Source organism: Halalkalibacter lacteus (assembly GCF_036663595.1).
Lineage (GTDB): Bacteria > Bacillota > Bacilli > Bacillales > Bacillaceae_D > Halalkalibacter > Halalkalibacter lacteus.
The window spans coordinates 1-278 of record NZ_JAWRVL010000166.1; the positions used below are offsets into that span (position 1 = coordinate 1).

Annotated in this window: 1 protein-coding gene; it reads left to right on the forward strand. The window is 67.6% G+C overall.

Annotation, left to right across the window (positions count from 1 at the left end; translation table 11 throughout):
- Positions 1 to 228, forward strand: a 228-nt coding sequence (locus SAZ04_RS21930; protein ID WP_332699664.1) for an oligopeptide/dipeptide ABC transporter ATP-binding protein, incomplete at its 5' end; no start/stop codon positions are given.
- Positions 229 to 278: the final 50 nt, after the last annotated feature.

The window sequence follows — 278 nt, forward strand, 5'->3', positions numbered from 1 at the left end:
CATCCCTACACCCAGGCGCTGCTGTCGGCCGTGCCGGTGCCCGACCCCGCGGTCGAGGCGCGGCGGCAGCGGATCATCCTGACCGGCGATCCGCCCAGCCCGGCCAACCCGCCGCGCGGCTGCGTGTTTAATACGCGCTGCCCGCTGGCAATGGACATCTGCCGCCAAGATATGCCCGCCTGGCGGCCGGCCAGCCCTAGGCACTGGTTGGCCTTCCACATGTTATGACCATTCCGAAAGGAGGTGAGGCTGATTCGTATTTCCGCTGACTCGGGCTG